We start from the raw sequence: 14,657 nt of genomic DNA on the forward strand, positions 1-14,657 counted from the left end.
TGGGAAAGGCATGAGTGCAATGAAAGCCCTGGTCTGCGTGAAGCGGGTGATCGACTACAACGTGAAGCCGCGGGTGAAGGCGGATGGCACGGGTGTCGAGCTGGCGAACGTGAAGATGAGCATGAACCCGTTCGACGAGATCGCGGTCGAGGAAGCCATTCGCCTGAAGGAAAAGGGCGTGGTGAGCGAGATCGTGGCGGTGTCGGTGGGGCCGGCGAAGGCGACGGATACGCTGCGCACGGCGCTGGCGATGGGTGCGGACCGCGCGATCCTGGTGCAGAGCGATGACGAGGTCGAGCCGCTGGCGGTGGCCAAGATCGTGACGGCGATCGCCGGCGAGGAACAGCCGGGCCTGATCATCACCGGCAAGCAGGCGATCGACGACGATTCGAACCAGGTTGGCCAGATGGTCGCCGCGCTGCTCGGCCGGCCGCAGGGCACTTTTGCCAATGAAGTCAGCGTCGAAGGCGATCACCTGATCGTCAAGCGCGAGATCGATGGCGGCCTGGAAACGGTCAAGCTGGCGCTGCCGGCAGTGGTGACCACCGACCTGCGCTTGAACGAACCGCGCTATGCCTCGCTGCCCAACATCATGAAGGCCAAGTCCAAGCCGCTCGCCACCAAGACCCCGGCGGACCTCGGCGTCGATGTGGCGCCGCGCCTCAAGACGCTGAAAGTGGCCGAGCCGCCGGTCCGCGCCGCCGGCGTCAAGGTGGCCGATGTCGATGCGCTGGTGGCCAAGCTCAAGGAACTGGGAGTCGCGTGATGGGTAAGGTTCTTCTCTGGGTCGAGCATGACGGCGCGGCCATCAAGGACGCGACGCTGAGCGCGGTGACGGCAGCGGGCCAGCTTGGCGACGTGGTCGCGCTGGTCGCGGGCGAAGGCATCGATGGCGTGGCCCAGGCCGCTGCGCAGATCGCCGGCGTGGCCGCCGTGCTCAAGGCCGATGACGCCGCCTATGCCCATGCGCTGGCCGAAAACGTCGCTCCGCTCGTCGCCGGGCTGATGGCCGACCATGACGCGTTCGTGGCGCCGGCCACGACCACCGGCAAGAACGTCGCGCCGCGCGTCGCCGCGCTGCTCGACGTGGCGCAGGTATCCGACATTCTCTCGGTCGAAGGGCCCAAGACCTTCACCCGGCCGATCTATGCCGGCAATGCCATCGCCACGGTCGAATCGAGCGATGCCAAGCTGGTAGTGACGGTGCGCGCGACGGCCTTCGCCAAGGCGGACGCGAGCGGCGGCAGCGCTGCGGTCGAGGCTGTGAGCGGTGCAGGCGATGCTGGCCTCTCCAGCTTCGTCGGCGCGGAAATCGCCAAGAGCGAGCGTCCCGAACTGACCAGCGCCAAGATCATCGTCTCGGGCGGCCGCGCCTTGAAGGACGCGGAAACCTTTGCCGCGACGATCACCCCGCTGGCCGACAAGCTCGGCGCCGCGATCGGCGCGAGCCGCGCGGCAGTGGACGCCGGCTATGTGCCCAACGATTACCAGGTCGGCCAGACCGGCAAGATCGTGGCGCCGCAGGTCTATGTCGCGGTGGGGATTTCCGGGGCGATCCAGCACCTTGCCGGCATGAAGGACTCAAAGACCATCATCGCCATCAACAAGGATGAAGACGCGCCGATCTTCCAGGTGGCCGACGTGGGCCTGGTGGCCGACCTGTTCACCGCCGTGCCGGAGCTGGTGGGCAAGCTTTGAGCCGATAGATCGCTCACGGTTTCCACCACCCCCAAACCCCCTCCTCTGAAGAGGAGGGGTTTTTTTATGTTCCCCTCCCGCTGCGGGAGGGGTTAGGGGAGGGCATGTTTCAGGCAAGCTCCCTCACAAAGCCAGCGTCAGGCACTGGCTGAAATCATCCACCACATAATCGGCAAACGCCGCGCAAGGCACGAAGCCGTGGGCGCGATAGAGCGCGATGGCCGGTTCGAACGCCGCACCGCGCCCGGTTTCCAGGCTGACCCGCGCCATGCCCATTGCCCACGCCGTCGCGAGCAGATGGCGCAGCATGGCCTTGCCGATCCCCTGCCCCAGCCATTGCGGCGCCACGCGCATCGATTTGAGTTCGCCGTGATCGCCTGCCAGCATCTTGAGCGCGCCCATTCCCGCCAGATCATCGCCCACCCAGGCGGAAAAGAACGTGACGCCGGGCGCGCGCAGCGCATCGAGCGGCAGGGCGTGGACCTTGCACGCCGGAGAATGGGCATGCATGCCGCCCAGGTGCAGCGCCACCAGCGCCTGGATCGCCGCACCGGAAAGATCATCCTGGCGTATCGTCACCTCAGGCATTGCACGCGCTCCATCTGGCCAAACCGGTTGCATCTGCTATCGCCGCCAGCATGACCGAAGCAACGTATTCCTCTTCGCGCTGGAGCCTGGCCATCCATGGCGGCGCTGGCGCCATGTCTCCTGAAATCATGGACGAGGCCATGGCCGCCGACTATCGCGCGGCGCTGGCCCAGGCGCTGGACGCCGGCACGGCCGTGCTGCGCGCCGGTGGCACGGCGATCGATGCCGTTACCGCCGCTGTCTGCGCGCTGGAGGATGACGCGCATTTCAACGCCGGGCGCGGCGCGGTCTTCACCTATCACGAAACCAACGAACTCGACGCCGCGATCATGGACGGGCGCACCCGCGCGGCAGGCTCGGTCTGCGCCGTCACCCGCACGCGCAACCCGGTGCGCTTGGCGCGCACGGTGATGGAACAGGGGCCGCACGTGTTCCTGGCCGGGAGCGGGGCCGAGGAATTTGCCCGTGACCACGGCATGGAGGAGGTGGACCCGGCCTGGTTCGCCACCGACGAGCGCCGCCGCCAGCTGCACGAGTTCAAGGCCCGCAAGGACGGCTGGTTCGATGCCGATCTCAAGTTCGGCACGGTGGGCGCAGTGGCCTGCGACGCGCAAGGCAATGTGGCTGCCGCGACATCCACCGGCGGCCTGACCGGCAAGCGCTGGAACCGCATCGGCGATTCGCCGGTGATCGGCGCGGGCACCTATGCCGACAACCGCGCCTGCGCGGTGTCGTGCACCGGCACGGGTGAGGTGTTCATCCGCGTGGGCGTGGGCCACGAAATCGCCGCGCGCGTGCGCCTGGCCGGCGAAAGCCTGGCCGACGCAACGCAAGCCGTGCTGGGCGAAGTGGGCGAGATGGGCGGCGTGGGCGGCATTATCGCGGTCGACGCGCAGGGCAACCTCACCCACGCGTTCAACACCAAGGGTCTCTATCGCGGCTTTGCCGATCACACCGGCCGGGCCGACGTGGCAATCTTCACCGGGGAATAACGCGGCTCACGAAAACTTGTCGGCCTTGCGCTGGCCAAAGCGCATGCCGCGTTCCAGGCGGGCGCGCAGCTGGGTGTAGTAGGCTTCCAGAAACGCGCGCTCGTCACCCCGGCCACTGTTCCAGCCGATCTTGGCGCAGATCGCCTGCGCCACATCGACCATGGCTTCCTCGCGGTTTTCACGCAGCACGCGTTCGAGCACCTGCAGCTCGTACTCGCCATAGATCGCGAGTTCCGCCTCGCCGAATTCATAGCGGTTTTCGGTCAGCGTGCTGCGCCCCTGTGCGCCCGCGCCGGTGGACAGCGCCGCCTTCAACCGGTCGCGCCCGGCTTCCACCACCCAAGTGCCGGCCACCACGTCTCCGGCGCGCAAGGCGTCTCGGTTGAAGAACGGAAAGAACGCGAAGATCAGGAACCACGCCGCCCCGGCCCAGCCGGCAACGGTGGCATCCTCTCCCTGGATCAGCGCGGTCGACACGAAGATCACCGGCAAGGTCAGCTCGATATCGCGCAGGAAATTGCGCGCCACCACCGCCTCTGTCGTCAAGCGGCCGCCATCGCGCGCTGCCACCCGCAGGCCCAGCGCGCGCTTGCCCGGCGTGGCCCCGCGCGGGCCGAGTTCGAAATAGAGAAACCAGATGTGGCGAAACAGGAACATCACCACCACCCACACCACAACCACCGCTTGGCCAACGAAATCGCCGCTGGCATTGGCCTTGAGGTTGATGGCCCGGGCCAGCGAAAACAGCAGGTAGGACAGGCCCGCCATAGTCGCCACGATCAGGATCTGATCGAGCAGCAGCGCCAGGGCTCGTGCCCCTCGGGCGCCGATGGTGAAGGGCAATGGCACGCCTTCGGGCGTCACCACCTGGCGCTGACGGCGATCAGGCGCGGGGCGGCGCGGCACCTGGGCGGACGAGCGTGGGCGCCGCGCCATCAGTTGCTCACCCGCGCCCGAGCCGGGCGATAGGCAAAGAAATAGGCGTTCCACAGCGCCAGCATTGTGCCGCCGATGGCCAGCCGGGTCGTGGTCGAATCGATCAACTGGCGGCCAAAGCCTTCGAGCAGCGCCGCCAGCACCAGCATCAGCACCACCCCCACCATCACCTGCGCGGCGCGGCGCCCCGCCACCGCTGCCGCGGTCAGGACCGGCAGATCGCCGGGAAAGGCCATGGCGCGTCCGATATGGATGCCTGCCGCGCCCGCCAGCAGGATGGCGAACAGTTCCGTCGTGCCGTGGATCGCCAGCCAGCCGATGAGGTCCAGCGTCAGGCCCTGCCCGTGATAGAGCCACAGCAGCGCGCCCAGCCCGGCGGTGTTGTGGATCAGCAGCAGGACCGACGGCACGCCAAAGGCAAAGCCCAGGGCAAAGGCGAACAGCGAAACCTGGGCATTGTTGCTGAACAGGAACGCGGCAAACATCGACAGGCCGTTCTGGTCCTGCTGGCCAAACAGCGTGTGGCGCAAGGCCTCGCGCGTGGCGCCGGGCACCCGCACATCGTCGCCCATGCCGCCCATCAGGCTGTAGAACCAGTCGGGATTGCTCGACACCAGCAGCCAGCCGACCACCGTGCCCAGCACCATCACCGCCAGCGCGATCAGCAGGTCGCGGCCCAGTCCGCGCACCGCCGCGCTCCACCCGCCCCGGAAAAAGCGCGCGAGCCAGGCGCCCAGCCCTTCGCGCGGGCCATAGACGGCAAACCACGCGCGCCGCGCCAGCCCTTCCAGATAGCTGATCAACGCCTGGTCGAGCGAGGTTTCCCGCGCGATCGCCAGGCTGGAAACGACGGTGCGGTAAAGCGCGGGCAAGGCCAGCAGATCATCGTCGGACAGCTTGCGCAGGCGCCCGCCCTCGATCCGCGTAACGATCGCGTCCAGCCGCTGCCAATCGCCCTCGCGCGCCTGGCGAAAGCGATCGGAGCGCAGGGCGGCAGCTTCCACCGCAGCATCCTGCCCGGCGTTCTTGCCAAACCAGCGCGCGATCATCCCAGGCTCCCTTCGCGTTTCACGCCCAGATAGGCATCGATCAGCCGCGTGCCGATCTGCTCGTATGGCGCCTCGACCACGCGCACGCCCATCTGGCGCAGGCGCTGCAGCACCAGCGCGCGCTGGCGTTGCAAGGCCGTGGCCGTCACCGCGCGGGCCATGGCATCGAGCGTATCGGGGCTGGCAGTGGCCAGGCCCGCCAATTCGGCATCAGCCATGACCACGAACAGCACCCGGTGCCGTTCCATCAGCCGGCCCAGGCTTTCGATCATCAGTTCGGCGCTGGTCGGATCGGTGAAATCGGAAAACACCACCACCAGCGAGCGGCGCTGCAACCGCGTGGCGAGCGTGGCCATGGCAAAGGTGAAATTGGGCTCTTCGCCATGATAGTCGAACCCGGCGGCGCTGCGTTGCAGGCGTGCAAAATCGCGCGTGGCGGTGACGAACGGCGAGAGCGCGAGGGGCCGCGCGGCAAAGCCATAGACCGCCACGCGATCCTGCGCTTTCAATGCCACCCATGCCGTGGTCAGCGCGGCGGTGATCGCGCGGTCGAGCCGGGGCAGCCCGCCCAGCGGCTCGATCATCGCCTGCCCGCAATCGAACGCGAACACGATCTGGTTGTTGCGCTCGGTCTCGTATTCCTTGGCAAACAGGCGGCCATGGCGGGCCGAGCTTTTCCAGTCGATACGGCGGCGATCCATGCCCGGCTCGTAATCGGCCAGGGCCTCGAACTCGGTCCCTTCACCACGAATGCGCCGCGCCACCAGGCCAAAGGCGGCATCGCGCAGGAATATCTGCAAGGCCGGGCTGCGCACCGGGGCGATATCGGGCCACACCCGCAGCGCCTGATCCAGCACGCGGCGCACCTGGCGATGGCCCAGGCCGAGCGGCCCGCTCCAGCGCAGCCACAGCGTATCGATCCGCGCCGTACCCCGGCGTGACGGAAACAGGCTGCCCTGCGCAGACCAGGCACCCTCGCCGGCAGGATCGCGCACCAGCGGCAGTGCCACGCGCCCGCCGTCGGCCAGGCGCGGATCGCAGGCAATCGCCGCCATCGGCGCGCCGCTAGTGCCGGCAAGCGCGGCATGCAGAGTAAAGCGCACGTCCTGGCCCACCTCCGCATCGGCGGCCATGGCCAGGCGCGCCTCGTGCAGGCGGCCGGCCATCAGCGCATCGAGCAGGACCAGCGCGATCAGCACCGCCCCGACGGCCGGCGCCACAATCCATGCCTCTGGCGCCAGGGTGGCGAGCAGCAGGCCAGCAGGCGCGGTCAGCGCCAGCAGCAGCACCGCCCGCGCTGTGGGATAGACGGCCAGGCTCGGCCAGGCAGCAGGGCCGGAGGGGCGCAGGCGGGGAAAGCGCAGGGTGGGCATGGGGCCGCGTCAGCCGGGCCGGTCAGCGCGGCGCCGGGGTGCGCTGCACCAGATCCGCCACGATCGCTTCGGCCTGGCGCCCCTCGATCTCGGCCGCCGGGCTCAACACCATGCGATGGCGCAGCACGGCCGTGGCCAAGCTCTTGATATCGTCAGGGATGGCATAGTCGCGGCCCGCCAGCGCCGCGCGCGCCCGTGCCGCGCCCGCCAGCAAGACCGCCGCGCGGGGCGATGCCCCGGCCAGCAGATCGCCATTGTCGCGCGTGCCGCGCACCAGCGCGACGATATAATCGACCAGCGGCTCGGCCAGGGTAACGGCCTTGAGCGCGGCCTGCGCGCTCGCCACTCCGCGGGCATCGGCCACAGCCGCAACGCCCATCTGTACCGGATGAAGGCCGGTGCGCCCCTCGCCATAGCGGGTGACGATGCGCGCCTCTTCTTCGGCAGAAGGATAATCGACCAGCAGCTTGAACAGGAAGCGGTCGAGCTGCGCCTCGGGCAAGGGATACACGCCCTGGCTCTCGATCGGGTTCTGCGTGGCCACAACCATGAAGTGCGCCGGCAGCAGATGGGCGGTGCCATCCAGCGTCACGCGGCGTTCCTGCATCGCTTCGAGCAGGGCAGCCTGCGTCTTGGGCGGGGTGCGGTTGATTTCATCGGCCAGCACGATGTCGTGAAAGATCGGCCCGCGCGTGAGCGTGAACTGGCTGGTCTGGAAATTGAACAGGTTCGATCCCAGGATATCGCCCGGCATCAGATCGGGGGTGAACTGGATGCGCCCGAAATCAAGCCCCACTGCGGTGGCAAAGCTTTGCGCCACCAGCGTCTTGGCCGTGCCCGGCGGGCCTTCCAGCAAGACATGGCCGCCCGCCAGCAACGCCACCAGCAAGTGATCGACCACGCTGTCCTGGCCAACCACGGCCTTGGCCACTTGCGCGCGAATCGCATCGGCCAGCGTGCGCACGTCTTCCAGGCTGAACGCGCCGGGTTCCAAAGCTGCCTCGGTCATAGGGTTTCCTTGGTCACGCAAGATCCTTTTCCAGGGTGTGCAGCGCCTGGGCCGCGCGCACGGCATCGGCCGGGCGATGTGCGGCGGCAAGCTGGGCCGCCGCGATCGAGAAGGGCACGCTGTCGGGATGCAGCCGCGCAAGATGGGCATCGATCAGCGGATCGACCTGCTCGGCCGCCGCCCCGCGCCGCAGCCCGAGCCGCGCCACCAGCCGCTCGCGCAGGGCATCCACAAAGGGCACGGTCAACAGGTGCAGGCGCCCGGCGCGGCGAATCAGGGCCGCGCTGTTGGCCACCAGCGTGGTCTTGCCCGGCGGGATCGATGGCGGCGCGGTGCGCGGCGGGCCAAAGCGGCAGAATGCGCGCCACCCCACCGCCAGCAGCGTCAACAACAGGCCAACCGTTGCCGCCAGGAACGGCGGCTCGAACGCCAGGGTCAACAGGTTGGGACGGCCACCCAGCCCAGCGAGGCTCAGGTCGAAGGTGATCGCGCGGCTGCCCGAATCGACCGCGGCGGCATGCAGGATATCCAGCGCCAGCATGGCGGTTGGCCGGTTGGCCAAGCCGTAATTGTCCATCAGGTCAGGCTCGAACACCAGGATCACCGGGTGCAGATCCATGTTGCGTCCGCCATCTTCGCCTTCCGGGCCCGAAGGCTCGACCGTGGGCGGTTCGACATCGGCCAGCCGGTCGAGCGAGGGATAATAGCCGTTGTCATCACGATAGGCGGCCAGCGTGCGCCCGTCGGAGGTGGTGACCAGCGGGACCAGCGCCTGGCCGGTGCCCGAAACCACCAGCTTGTCATTGGGCAAGGGGCCGCTGCGGCCATCGGCGGTGCGCCAGCCGTGCCCTTGGGCACCCTTTTCGCCGTTGAGCGACACTGTCACGTCATCGGCAAAGCCGGGCCATTGCGCCAGGCTCACGCCGTTGATCCGGGTCCAGCCGCGCGGGCGCTTTTCCTTGCGGGGCAAGAGGCTGGCCTGCCACTTGGGCGTGATGATCACGGTGGGGCCGATCGTGCGGCGCTTGTCGACAATGCGGGCGATCGCCTTGCCATCGGCATCGGGCAGCGGGGTCAGCACCAAGACACCCGGCTGCTCCATCCCGCTCTCGCTGCGGGTACGCGCCACGGTGTAGCCATCTTCCTGGGCCAGCGCTGCCAGCGCGGCATAGCCGTTGAGCCCGCGCCCGCTGGCATGGCCGCCGCCATTGTTGGCCGGCGACGCGGCGTGGCCGAGAAACCACAAGAGGCCCACGAACAGCGCTGCGCCGACCAGCAGGAGGGCAAGCACGGTGCCGCGTGCAAAGGGGGCGCTGGCGCCGCCCGCGCTCGATCCGCCGGCGTGCGTGTCCGCCGTGCTCATGCCTGCGCCTCCAGCGATTGCAGGGCAAAGGCGGCATAGGCGCCGCGCGCACGCTGCCATTCACCCAGGCCCGGCGCGCGCAGGGCATAGCGCGCGCGCTCTACTTCGTCGGCCATGGTGGCAAAGGCCTGGCGCGCCTCGACCGGCAGCACGGGCAGCACGGCGATTTCGCGGGCCGTGCTCGACGGGGCCAGCCAATCGGGCCGCGCGGCGCCGATATCGGCCACGCTGCGCTGCAAGAGCAGGTGCACTGCCTCGGCATAGCGGCCCTGCGCGGCCAGGGCATCGGCATCTTCCAGCAGGGCCAGCGCGGCCTGCGGCGTCGGGCTCCATTCCGGCGCGGTCACCCCGGCGCGGGCGCGGCGCGCGCGCAGCCAGGGCGCCAGCAACGACCACGCCAGCCAGGCCAGCGCCGCCAGCCCGACCACGCAGATCATCACCAGCAGCAGTTGTTCAGACCGGGCGAGGGCAAGGCCCAGCGGCAGGAACACATGCAGGTTGATCCATTCCAGCACCTGCGCCAGCGCATTGACCAGGGCCTGCAACCAGTGCGGCGGCACATAGGGGGGATCGGCGGGAGGCGGCGGCACAGGCGCAAACTGGATATCGCCCATGCCCCGCACCGTCTGCCAGGCGTGCTCGGCACGGGCAGCATCTGCCTGCGCCGTTGTGGCGGGGCCTTGCGCGGTGGCGGTCACGGCCCTTGCGGCCGCTGCAACGGTGCTCACATCTCCGTTCGTTGCATGCCGCCGCGCGCGCCGCAAGCGCAGATTGGACCGCTTGCCCGAAGGCCCGGTTCAACCCCGCTCACGCTCCAGCGGATACGAGCCAAGAATGCGCAAGTCCTTGGCAAAATAGGCCAGTTCCTCAAGCGCGCGATCCACCGCCGGGTCGCCTGGCGCGCCGACGATATCGGCATAGAACATAGTGGCGGCAAAGCTGGCGCCCTTTTGATAGCTTTCCAGCTTGGTCATGTTGACGCCGTTGGTGGCAAAGCCGCCCAGCGCCTTGTAGAGCGCGGCGGGGATGTTGCGCACCTCGAACACGAACGTCGTCAGCGCCTGGCCGGCGCGCGAATCCCCGTTGAGCGTGGCCGGATCGCGCGGCGTTTTCGACAGCAGCACGAACCGCGTGGTGTTGTCGTGCGCGTCCTCGATGTCTTCGGCCAGCAGGTCCAGCCCATAGAGTTCGGCAGCGATGCGCGGGGCGATGGCGGCAATGCCGGCCTCACCGCTTTCGGCCACCAGCGCGGCGGCGCCGGCGGTATCGGCATAGGCCATCGGCACGATTCCCCGCTCGCGCAGGTAGAAACGGGACTGGCCCAGCGCCTGGGGATGGCTGTAGGCCGCGCCGATCTGCCCGGCGCCAGGCCGCGCCATCAGGCAGTGGTGAATGTCGAGGAAATGCTCGGCCACGATCGACAGGCCGCTTTCGGGCAGCAGGAAATGGATATCGGCCACGCGGCCATGCTGCGAATTCTCGATCGGGATGATCGCCTGGCCCGCGCGCCCGTCCTTTACCGCATCGAGTGCATCCTCGAACGAAAAGCACGGCAGCGGCAGCCCATCGGGCATCACTTCCATCGCCGCACGATGCGAATTGGCGCCTGGCGCCCCCTGAAACGCCACGGCGCGGCCCGGATCGGCCGCAGCAGCGGCACTCATGCGATCGACAAGCAGGCGGGCGGGTTCAGGAAAACTTTGCATGGCTGCTGCCGTTAGGCGCAATTTCGGCCCTTGGGCAAGCGCAATCCCGCGCAAATCCTGGCCAGAATGCGGCCGGGACAAGCATGAAATTTGTTCTGGATCACAGACGCAGTTTCCCTTGCGGCTCTAATCGCACTTGCGCCGGCGCGGGGGGCTGATTATCCCACCCGCAAAAGGTGCGTATCGGCAGCGGGCCGAAAATGCGTGCGATAAATGGGGCTGGGAATGGACGACCGTTTCAATACGATCGCAGGATGGACCTTGTTTGGTGGTATCGTGGCCCTTGGCCTTTCAACGTTGTCCGCCCATTATTTTCTTGCTGACAAGCACGAACGCCCGGAAAAGATGGGCTATGCCATCGCCGGGGTAGAGCCGGAAGGCGGCGCTGCAGCGGCCGCTGTGGTCGAGCCGATCGCCAACCGCCTGGCCAAGGCCGATGCCGCCAAGGGCGAGGCGATCTTTGCCAAGTGCAAGGCCTGCCACACGATCGACCAGGGCGCGGCCAACGGCATTGGCCCCAATCTGTGGGGCGTGGTGGGCGATGCCCGTGCCGAAGGGCGCGGCGGCTATGCCTTCTCCGATTCGCTCAAGTCCAAGACCGGCAAGTGGGATTTCGCGTCGCTGGATGAATGGCTGACCAATCCCAAGAAGTTTGCCGACGGCACCAAGATGTCGTTCGCCGGCCTGTCCGATCCGATGGATCGCGCCAACGTGATTCTCTATCTCAACTCCAAGGGCTCCAACCTGCCCTTGCCCGCGCCCGAAGCGGTGCCGGCAGCCGGCGCGGCCCCGGCGGGCGCAGCAGCCCCGGCGGCGATGGTTGGCGATGCGGCCAAGGGCGAGAAGGTCTTTGCCAAGTGCATGGCCTGCCACACCATCGAGCAGGGCGGCGCCAATGGCATTGGCCCCAACCTCTATGGCGTGGCCGGTGATGCCATTGCCGAAGGCCGCGGCGGCTATGCCTTCTCCGATGCGCTCAAGGCGCACAAGGGCGTGTGGGACCAGGCCACGCTGGACCAGTGGCTGAGCGGCCCGGCCAAGTTCGCGCAGGGCACCAAGATGACCTTTGCCGGCCTCACCAGCGCGCAGGACCGCGCCGACGTGATCGCCTATCTCAACAGCAAGGGCGGCAAGCTGACCCTGGGCGCAGCACCGGCGGCCGCACCCGCCAAGTAAGCCTCCCTGGACTGACGTTGACCCGGAAACCCCGCCTGCCCGCCAGGCGGGGTTTCTTCTTTGGCGCGCAGCGCTAAGGCTCGCGCCATGTCTTCGCTTGCGTCTCTGGCCAGCCGCCTTTCGCTGCCCACCACCGCCACGGCCCCGTTCTGCCCATCCGAGGTGCGCGGCACCGTCGCCGTCGCCCCACAAGGCCCGTGGTGGCGCGTGCTGTGGCAGGCGGCCGGGCCGGGACTGCTGGTGGCCGTGGGCTATATGGACCCGGGCAACTGGGCCACCGATATCGCCGCGGGATCGCAGTTCGGCCATGGCCTGCTGTTCGTCGTCCTGGCCTGCGGGCTGGCGGCAATCGTGCTGCAATCGCTGGCGATGCGGGTGGGCCTGGCGAGCGGCCAGGATCTGGCCCAGCTGGCCCGCCGCCACTATTCCCCCGCCGCCTGTCGCGCGTTGTGGCTGCTGGCCGAACTGGCGATCATTGCCACCGACATTGCCGAAGTGCTGGGCGCGGCGCTGGCGCTGCACCTGCTGTTCCGGGTGCCGCTGTGGGTGGGCGTGCTGCTCACCGGGCTGGATACGCTGATCGTGCTTGGCCTCAAGGGCCATGGCTTTCGCCAGCTTGAGGCGATCGTGCTGGGCCTGATCGCCACGATCACGCTGTGCTTTGGCGTGCAGCTGGCGATCGTGGGGGTGGATGGTGCCGCGCTGGCCGCCGGCGCCGTGCCCGATCTGGCGCGCCTCGCTCAGCCCGGCGCGCTCGTGCTGGCGATCGGCATCCTGGGGGCGACAGTCATGCCCCACAATCTCTACCTGCATTCCAGCGTGGTGCAGACGCGGCTGGGCGATCGGTCAGAGCAGGGCACGCGCCGCGCCCTGCGCCTGGCTGGCGCCGATACAGTGGTCTCGCTGCTGCTGGCAACACTCGTCAACGTGGCGATCCTGGTGCTGGCGGCAGAAGCCTTCCACGGCCATGGCCACCGCGATGTCGGCTCGATTGAGGATGCGTGGTGGCTGCTCGCGCCGATCACCGGGGCGGGCCTGGCGCCGCTGCTGTTCGGCGTGGCGCTGCTCGCCGCCGGGCAAAGCGCCACGTTCACCGGCACGGTGGCCGGTCAGGTCGTGCTGGAGGGTTTCCTCAACCTCAAGATCCCCTGCTGGCAGCGCCGCATCCTTACCCGCGCGCTGGCGATCGTGCCGGCGCTGGCCGGGGTGCTGTGGCTGGGCCAGGGCGCGGTGGGGAAATTGCTGGTGGCCACCCAGGTCGTGCTGTCGCTGCAATTGCCGTTCGCGATCTGGCCGCTGCTGCGCTTTGCCGGCAACCGCCAGGTGATGGGCCGCTTCGCCGCGTCGCGGCTCATGCTCGCGATCGGCTGGCTGCTGTTCGCGCTGATCCTGGCGGCCAATCTCGCGCTTGTTGCCGGGCTGTGAAGGGGGCGCGTTGCCCCCTTCACCCCTGCCTTACGCGGCCGAGGCGTTAACGCCCATGCTGGTGAGGTAGCGCTTGATATTGCGCGCGGCCTGGCGCAGCCGCTGTTCGTTTTCGACCATGGCGATGCGAACAAAGCCCTCGCCATCCTCGCCATAGCCTACGCCCGGTGCCACGGCGACTTCGGCCTGGGTCAGCAGCTGCTTGGAAAACTCCAGGCTGCCCATGTGCTTCAACGCCGGCGGCAGCGGCGCCCAGGCAAACATCGAGGCCTTCGGGCTGGGAATCTCCCACCCGGCGCGGCCGAACGCCTCGACCATCACGTCGCGGCGCTTCTGGTAGAGCTTGCGGTTCTGCTCGACGATATCCTGCGGGCCGTTGAGCGCGGCGCAGGCCGCCGCCTGGATCGGCGTGAACGCGCCGTAATCGAGATAGGATTTCACGCGGGTCAGCGCGGCGATCAGGCGCTTGTTGCCCACGGCAAAGCCCACGCGCCAGCCGGCCATGGAAAAGGTCTTGGACATCGAGGTGAATTCCACCGCCACGTCCTTGGCACCCGGCACTTCCAGGATCGAGCGGGTCGGCTGGCCATCGAAATAGAGTTCGGAATAAGCCAGGTCCGACAGGATCCAGACCTTGTTTTCCTTGGCCCAGGCCACCAGGCGTTCGTAGAATGCCAGGTCGACCGTCTCGGCCGTGGGATTGGACGGATAGTTGACGATCAGGATCGACGGGCGCGGCACAGTGAAGGCCATCGCGCGATCGAGCGATTCCCAATAGCGTTCATCGGGCGTGGTCGGCACCGACCGGATCGTGGCACCAGCGATGATGAAACCGAAAGTGTGGATCGGGTAGGACGGATTGGGCGCCAGCACCACGTCACCAGGCGCGGTGATCGCGGTGGCCAGGCTCGCCAGGCCTTCCTTCGAACCCATCGTCATGACGACTTCGGTTTCCGGGTCCAGCTCCACATTGAAGCGGGTGGCGTAATAGTTCGCCTGCGCCTTGCGGATGCCGGGGATGCCCTTGGACGCCGAATAGCCATGGGCCGAAGGCTTTTGCGCCACTTCGCACAGCTTTTCGATCACATGCGCGGGCGGCGGCAGATCGGGGTTGCCCATGCCCAGGTCGATGATGTCCCGTCCGCTGGCGCGGGCTGCGGCCCGCATCGCGTTGACTTCGGCGATGACATAGGGCGGCAGGCGCTTGATGCGGTAGAACTCTTCTTCCACGGGCATGACTCGTAATGCTTGCCGGCAGGATTGCCGGGACCGCCCCCTTACGCCAATCGATCCGCTTCGCCAATCATGGGCTGCACCGCGCGCCTTGTTGCAGCGCCGCTCT

14 protein-coding genes are annotated in these 14,657 nt (G+C 68.0%); 5 read left to right on the top strand and 9 right to left on the bottom strand.

Annotation, left to right across the window (positions count from 1 at the left end; all coding sequences use genetic code 11):
• Positions 1-19 precede the first annotated feature (19 nt).
• Positions 20-766: an electron transfer flavoprotein subunit beta/FixA family protein gene (locus tag FHW97_RS13635; protein ID WP_169048733.1), complete on the top strand. Its 747-nt coding sequence runs from the start codon at positions 20-22 to the stop codon at positions 764-766.
• Complete coding sequence (locus FHW97_RS13640; RefSeq protein ID WP_171799249.1) at positions 766-1,698, top strand: electron transfer flavoprotein subunit alpha/FixB family protein; 933 nt, start codon at positions 766-768, stop codon at positions 1,696-1,698. The genes FHW97_RS13635 and FHW97_RS13640 overlap by 1 nt, the downstream gene beginning before the upstream one ends.
• 123 nt (positions 1,699-1,821) lie before the next feature.
• Here FHW97_RS13640 and FHW97_RS13645 read toward each other — a convergent pair whose 3' ends face one another.
• Positions 1,822-2,286 (bottom strand): GNAT family N-acetyltransferase, encoded by a 465-nt coding sequence (locus FHW97_RS13645; RefSeq protein WP_168351914.1) that lies wholly within the window; start codon positions 2,284-2,286, stop codon positions 1,822-1,824.
• 50 nt (positions 2,287-2,336) lie between these two features.
• Here FHW97_RS13645 and FHW97_RS13650 point away from each other — a divergent pair, with 50 nt between their 5' ends.
• Positions 2,337-3,278 carry an isoaspartyl peptidase/L-asparaginase family protein gene (locus FHW97_RS13650; RefSeq protein ID WP_168351915.1) on the top strand — a complete coding sequence of 314 codons (942 nt, stop codon included), beginning with the start codon at positions 2,337-2,339 and terminating at the stop codon, positions 3,276-3,278.
• A gap of 6 nt (positions 3,279-3,284) precedes the next feature.
• On the opposite strand, the gene FHW97_RS13655 is transcribed toward FHW97_RS13650, so the two are convergent.
• The 7 genes from FHW97_RS13655 to FHW97_RS13685 form a co-directional block, all read right to left on the bottom strand.
• Complete coding sequence (locus FHW97_RS13655; RefSeq protein WP_022674514.1) at positions 3,285-4,214, bottom strand: RDD family protein; 930 nt, start codon at positions 4,212-4,214, stop codon at positions 3,285-3,287.
• On the bottom strand, positions 4,214-5,263 hold the full coding sequence (locus tag FHW97_RS13660) for a stage II sporulation protein M (RefSeq protein WP_022674515.1): 1,050 nt from the start codon (positions 5,261-5,263) through the stop codon (positions 4,214-4,216). Before FHW97_RS13660 ends, FHW97_RS13655 begins: the two co-directional genes overlap by 1 nt.
• Positions 5,260-6,636, bottom strand: a complete 1,377-nt coding sequence (locus FHW97_RS13665; protein WP_054131815.1) for a DUF58 domain-containing protein — start codon at positions 6,634-6,636, stop codon at positions 5,260-5,262. Before FHW97_RS13665 ends, FHW97_RS13660 begins: the two co-directional genes overlap by 4 nt.
• 22 nt (positions 6,637-6,658) lie before the next feature.
• Complete coding sequence (locus tag FHW97_RS13670) at positions 6,659-7,645, bottom strand: MoxR family ATPase (RefSeq protein ID WP_054131814.1); 987 nt, start codon at positions 7,643-7,645, stop codon at positions 6,659-6,661.
• Between the two features lie 13 nt (positions 7,646-7,658).
• The gene (locus FHW97_RS13675) at positions 7,659-9,008 is read right to left on the bottom strand and encodes a DUF4350 domain-containing protein (protein ID WP_168351916.1); all 1,350 of its coding nucleotides are present in this window, start codon (positions 9,006-9,008) and stop codon (positions 7,659-7,661) included.
• Positions 9,005-9,736, bottom strand: coding sequence for a hypothetical protein (locus tag FHW97_RS13680; protein WP_370525408.1), 732 nt, complete (start codon positions 9,734-9,736; stop codon positions 9,005-9,007). The genes FHW97_RS13675 and FHW97_RS13680 overlap by 4 nt, the downstream gene beginning before the upstream one ends.
• A 69-nt stretch (positions 9,737-9,805) precedes the next feature.
• Positions 9,806-10,714: a prephenate dehydratase gene (locus tag FHW97_RS13685; RefSeq protein ID WP_168351917.1), complete on the bottom strand. Its 909-nt coding sequence runs from the start codon at positions 10,712-10,714 to the stop codon at positions 9,806-9,808.
• Positions 10,715-10,939: 225 nt separating this feature from the next.
• Between FHW97_RS13685 and FHW97_RS22230 the strand changes: the two genes are divergently transcribed.
• The gene (locus FHW97_RS22230) at positions 10,940-11,890 is read left to right on the top strand and encodes a cytochrome c family protein (protein WP_082350095.1); all 951 of its coding nucleotides are present in this window, start codon (positions 10,940-10,942) and stop codon (positions 11,888-11,890) included.
• 87 nt (positions 11,891-11,977) lie between these two features.
• Positions 11,978-13,315, top strand: coding sequence for an Nramp family divalent metal transporter (locus FHW97_RS13695; protein WP_168351918.1), 1,338 nt, complete (start codon positions 11,978-11,980; stop codon positions 13,313-13,315).
• A gap of 30 nt (positions 13,316-13,345) precedes the next feature.
• Here FHW97_RS13695 and FHW97_RS13700 read toward each other — a convergent pair whose 3' ends face one another.
• Positions 13,346-14,545, bottom strand: a complete 1,200-nt coding sequence (locus FHW97_RS13700) for an LL-diaminopimelate aminotransferase (protein ID WP_054131884.1) — start codon at positions 14,543-14,545, stop codon at positions 13,346-13,348.
• Positions 14,546-14,657 lie beyond the last annotated feature (112 nt).

It is taken from the genome of Novosphingobium sp. SG754, assembly GCF_013149315.1.
GTDB classification, from domain to species: domain Bacteria; phylum Pseudomonadota; class Alphaproteobacteria; order Sphingomonadales; family Sphingomonadaceae; genus Novosphingobium; species Novosphingobium capsulatum.